At 69.3% G+C, this 4,987-nt stretch carries 4 protein-coding genes; 3 read left to right on the top strand and 1 reads right to left on the bottom strand.

The features are described from left to right. Together VNF71_09675 and VNF71_09670 are read left to right on the top strand one after the other, a co-directional pair. Window positions 1-372: pyridine nucleotide-disulfide oxidoreductase (locus tag VNF71_09675; protein HVA74819.1), on the top strand; the 372-nt coding region annotated here is incomplete at its 5' end. Next, the gene (locus VNF71_09670) at window positions 369-1,832 is read left to right on the top strand and encodes a hypothetical protein (protein ID HVA74818.1); all 1,464 of its coding nucleotides are present in this window, start codon (window positions 369-371) and stop codon (window positions 1,830-1,832) included. The genes VNF71_09675 and VNF71_09670, both read left to right, overlap by 4 nt. 493 nt (window positions 1,833-2,325) lie before the next feature. Here the strand turns inward: VNF71_09670 and VNF71_09665 are convergent, their stop codons facing one another. After that, entirely contained in the window at window positions 2,326-3,255 is a 930-nt protein-coding gene (locus VNF71_09665; GenBank protein ID HVA74817.1) for a COX15/CtaA family protein, read from the bottom strand. Between the two features lie 385 nt (window positions 3,256-3,640). On the opposite strand from VNF71_09665, the gene VNF71_09660 reads away from it, so the two are divergent. Continuing rightward, window positions 3,641-4,987, top strand: coding sequence for a PQQ-binding-like beta-propeller repeat protein (locus tag VNF71_09660; protein HVA74816.1), 1,347 nt, complete (start codon window positions 3,641-3,643; stop codon window positions 4,985-4,987).

Below are 4,987 nucleotides of genomic sequence, written 5' to 3'. Positions count from 1 at the left end.
GGCTATGTCGAGATCGACAAGCACACTCTTCAGCATGTGCGTCACCCCGCGGTTTTCGCACTCGGCGACGCAGGCAACACCCCGAACTCCAAGACAGGTGCGGCGATCCGGCGGCAAGCTCCCGTCGTTGTCGCGAACCTGATCGCATCGCTGCAGGGGCAGCCGCTGCCGGCAGCCTACGACGGGTACGCCGCGTGCCCATTCACTACCGCGCGCAACAAAATGTTGCTGGCCGAGTTCGACTACACGCTCGCGCACCGGCCCTCGTTCCCGCTCATCGACACCACCGAAGAGCGTTACGACATGTGGCTGCTCAAGAGATACGGCCTGCCGTGGTTCTACTGGCACCAGCTGTTGCGTGGTCGCGGATGACAGCCGACCCGGCGATCATCCAAGGCGGCATGGGTGTGGGGGTGTCCGACTGGCGGCTGGCCGGGGCCGTCGCCAGGGCCGGCGGGCTCGGCGTGGTGTCCGGCACCGCGCTGGACGCGGTGCTCGCGCGCCGGCTTCAGACCGGCGACCGCGGCGGTCACCTGCGTGAGGCGTTGGGTGCCTTTCCTTTCCCCGACGTCGCCGAGCGCATCATCGGGCGCTACTACCGGGTCGACGGATCGGGGGCCGGGCAGTCGTTTCGGCCCGTACCACGGCTGGGTCTACGCCCCAACCGGACCCGCGACGAACTCCTGGTCGCGGCGAACTTCGCTGAGGTCTTCTTGGCCAAGCGCGGCCATGACGGGTGGGTCGGCGTCAACTACCTGGAGAAGATCCAGCTCGCCACCCCAGCCGCCGTCTACGGAGCGATGCTGGCCGGCGTCGACTACGTGTTGATGGGCGCCGGCGTGCCAGCGGGAATCCCGCAGCTGCTCGGATCGTTCGCCGCGGGGCGACCCGGCGAGATCGGTGTCAACGTCGACGGTGCGCCGGCCGGTGCGGCCTTCTCCGTGCGACTCGATCCGCGGGAGGTGTTCGGCGTCGCACCGATCCTGCGCAGGCCGCGCTTCCTCGCGATCGTCTCCTCCCACGTGTTAGCCGCCTACCTGGCCCGCGACGAACTAACCCGCCCCGACGGCCTCGTCATCGAGACGCCCGTCGCCGGTGGTCACAGCGCGAGGCCACGCGGCCCGTCACAGCTCGACGAAACCGGTCAACCTGTCTATGGCCCGCGCGACGAGCCCGACCTGGCGAAGTTACGGCAGCTGGGGTTGCCGTTCTGGCTCGCCGGTGGCCACGCCGGCCCCGACCAGCTGTGCGCCGCGCAAGCCGCCGGTGCCGTTGGCGTCCAAGTCGGTTCCGTGTTCGCGCTGTGTCGCGACTCGGGCATCGCCCCGCAGGTGCGACAGGCCGCCCTTGCCGAAGCTCGCGCCGGGCAACTGGTCGTCCGCAACGACCCAGCTGCCTCACCGACCGGCTTCCCGTTCAAGGTCGCCGAGCTGGCCGGCACCATCGCCACCGAAATGGTCTATTCGGCGCGGCAACGCATCTGCGATCTCGGTTACCTGCGCACCCCTTACCTCACACCCCAAGGAAAGGTCGGCTACCGGTGTCCGTCAGAACCGGTCGACGCTTACGTCGCCAAGGGTGGTGCCCGCGAGGAGACCGTCGGCCGCCGCTGCCTGTGCAACGGGCTCACCGCGACCGTCGGTCTGGCCCAATCCCATCCCGACGGCTACCTCGAGCCCGCACTCGTCACCCTCGGCCAGGACCTCAGCTTTCTCCGAGCCTTGCCATTCGACCACGACGACTACACCGCCGGTGACGTCGTCCGATACCTCACCGGCAACCAAGCCCACAACGCCACCCTCACGGATCCATTGGGGACTACCCAGCGTTGAGTTGACTCCTTGACCTGCACTACGGATGGGTTACCTCGATAGCGCTGAGTTCGGGCCTTCCTGGAAAAGGTTCAGTGCCAGGCCGAGTCAGAATCCTGGAATCTCATGCGACGAAGATGCGTCGGTTCATCTTCTTGTACTTGATTGGGGGAACGTGTCCGATGCTGCCGCGCAGGCGGGTCTCGTGACCAGTGGGCTCAGCTCAGGGTCGCGAGCTCGAGGTTCTCGACGCCGCGCCGGGGTCCCTCGTGGTAGACGCACTCCGTCGGTCTCGCCCAGATCCGGCCCGACGGTTATCTCGGGCCCTGGACTCGTCACGCTCGGCCAAGACCTCGACTTCCTCCGGACGCCCGTATTCGACGGCGACAACTACTCGGCCGACGACGTCGTCTGATACCTCACCGGCGAACAGCCCCGCGACCCTCCCGACAGGACGACCTGCGCAGCCCTCCGCGCCCGGTAGGCACCCGGGATCTGAGCCGGTCGACCGCCCCTACTCGGCCACGGCCAGCGCCCGCGACGGGGGCGACGCGTCGACGCCGGTCGCGACGCCGCGACCGCGAGCCGCCATCGTGACCACCACGCACCAGACCGCTGCCCCCAGCGCCAAGTGCAGATCCTGGGCAGCCGCCGTGGCGCCACCCGTCGCGACCATGGCGCCGGCGGCCACTTGAGCGCCCAGCACGATCAGCAGCGCGACACCTAGCCAGCGGTCCGCCCGATCCGCTCGACGGCGCCACCAGCGGAGGCTGAGGGCGGCAAGGACCACCACCGCGACGGCCACGATTCCGCGGTGAACCAGCTGCAGGGCCACCAGATGACGTGCCGCGTGACCGCTGCAAAGCGGCCAGGATGGACATGCGGTGTCCGCATCCGCGTTGGTCACAACCGCCCCGGAGACCACCACCGCGAACACCGTGACGATCGCTATCCAGCTCAGCCGGTCGCGCCACGCCACCACTGTCACGCGGTGCGGCGACGCTGAGCGGACCGCCGCGGCGACGACGAGGGCGAGGAGGATCATCCCGAAGGCGAGATGCAACCCGACCGTCACCGGGGCGTTGTGCGTCCACACCGTGATCGCGCCGAGCACCGCCTGGGCGATCAGCGTTGCGACAGCCACCGCGAGCAACCGAGCCACCTGTGGCTGCCGCACCCGGCGGCGCCAGGCCAGGGCTGCCGTCGCGAGAACCAGCACCGTAACCAACACGACCACATACCGGTGCGACTGTTCCCAAAGCGCGTGGGAGCCGCCCGCCGGCCCGACCCGGCCGTTGCACAGCGGCCAATCCGGGCAGCCCATCCCGGAGTCGGTCACGCGCACGGTGCTACCCAAAACGACCAGTGCGTACGTCGCCACCGCGGTCACCGCCGCAGCGACGACAAGGACACCGTCGGGAGTGTGGTCCTTCACGCTGATCATGGCCGCAAGGATGGGCGTCGGCGGCCAACGCGCAAAGGGCACAAAGTCCCAGGCCCGCCGCCGGCACACCCTGCTTTCCGACACGCGACCGCGTGAGGCCCTCGGTCGGCACAAGGCTTCGAATACCGGGCCGAGCGCGGTGCCTGACGGTTTGGCTCACGCCAACCGGGTCTCGTTCCGGTCATCAGATCGGTCGACCAGTGGGGGAACGAGTCGTGGGCACGCCCCAATCGGGCGGGCTGTGACCTGCCTGGGACCTGGCCGCCGGATCCGGCACCTGTTGGGTAGCGGATCCGAGCCGAGGAGCCACGCCGTTCCTGGCGCGAACCCGCACGACCGCCGTCATGCCAGGAAATCGTCGGTCTGCGGGACCTTGGTCCTTGCGATGCGGGTCGGTCGGACCAGAGACCAGGACCCCGGCGCCGACACGATGGTCACCATGCCGTCTTCTCCCCGCCTGCGGGCGACTCGGCGCGCTCGCGTCACCGTCTCGATCGTCGCTGCCGCGTCCGTCGTGACCGCATGCCACGGCGGTACGCCACATCAGGGCGCGGCGGCCACCAACAGTTCCAGCGCCTTCCCGACGCTCATCTCGTCGCCGTCGGCCGGGACGCCCTCGGCGCCGCCCCGACGAACGTTGGCCCCGAGCGCTGCGGCCGTGCCGTTGGGACTGGGCTACCTCGCACCCGGTTCGGATCCCTCGGTGCCGCCCAGACGAGCGTCGGCCCCGAGCGCTGCAGCCGTGCCGTCGGGACCCGGCTACCTCGCGCCCGGTTCGGATCCCTCGGTGTTGCCCGGCCCGATCTTGGTCGCCGACGAGGGCAACAACCGGGCGGTGCTGATCGAGCCGACCGGGCAGGTGATCTGGCAGTTCCCGCGGCCCGGCGACCTTCCCGCCGGCCAGACTTTCAAGGTGCCCGACGACACGTTCTTCTCCGCCGACGGCAAGACGATCATTGCGACCCAAGAGGAAGACTTTGCGGTCTCCTTGATCGACGTCGCGAGCCGGACGATCACCTACCGCTACGGCCAGCCGGGCGTGCCCGGTTCCGGTCCGAACCGGCTTGATAACCCAGACGACGCGCTGTTGTTGCCCGACGGCAGCATCCTGACCGCCGACATCAAGAACTGCCGGATCCTGCGCATCGCGGCCGGAACCCACGTCCCGGCGCACATCTATGGCACAACCGGGGTCTGCCGGCACAATCCGCCGATCTCGTTCGGGTCGCCGAACGGCGCGTTCCCGCTTCGCGACGCCAACCTGCTCGTCACCGAGATCAACGGCGACTGGGTCGACGAGATGACGCTCGGCGGGTCCATCTTGTGGTCGGTTCACCCGCCCCAGGTCGCCTACCCGTCCGACACCAACGAGGTGACCCCGGGCACCTACCTGACGGTGGACTACTCCACGCCGGGGCAGATCGTCATGTTCGACCGGTCCGGCCGCACCCTGTGGCGCTACCGCCCGACCGGTGCCGCCGAGCTGAACCACCCGTCGCTTGCCCTCCCGCTGCCTAACGGCGACGTCCTGGCGACCGACGACCACAACGATCGGGTCATCGTCGTCGACCCGCGCACCAGTCAGGTCGTGTGGCAGTACGGCCACCGGGGCGTCCCCGGATCCGGCGCCGGCTACCTCAACGGACCCGACGGCGCCGACCTCAGCGGCCCCGCCTCGCTACTCGCCCAGTTCGCCCCCGCTCTACACGAGGCGGTAGCGGCGGCACCGTGA

It is taken from the genome of Acidimicrobiales bacterium (genome assembly GCA_035533095.1).
Classification (GTDB): domain Bacteria; phylum Actinomycetota; class Acidimicrobiia; order Acidimicrobiales; family Palsa-688; genus DATLUM01.
Note: the sequence above shows the minus strand (reverse complement) of the source record. Positions and strands in the feature narration are given on the sequence as shown.

What these genes read in the sequence shown, in the direction of transcription:
- VNF71_09665 (HVA74817.1), bottom strand. Translation starts at nt 3,255, where the DNA reads ATGATCAGCGTGAAGGACCACACTCCCGACGGTGTCCTTGTCGTCGCT.
- VNF71_09660 (HVA74816.1), top strand. Translation starts at nt 3,641, where the DNA reads ATGCGGGTCGGTCGGACCAGAGACCAGGACCCCGGCGCCGACACGATG.
- VNF71_09670 (HVA74818.1), top strand. Translation starts at nt 369, where the DNA reads ATGACAGCCGACCCGGCGATCATCCAAGGCGGCATGGGTGTGGGGGTG.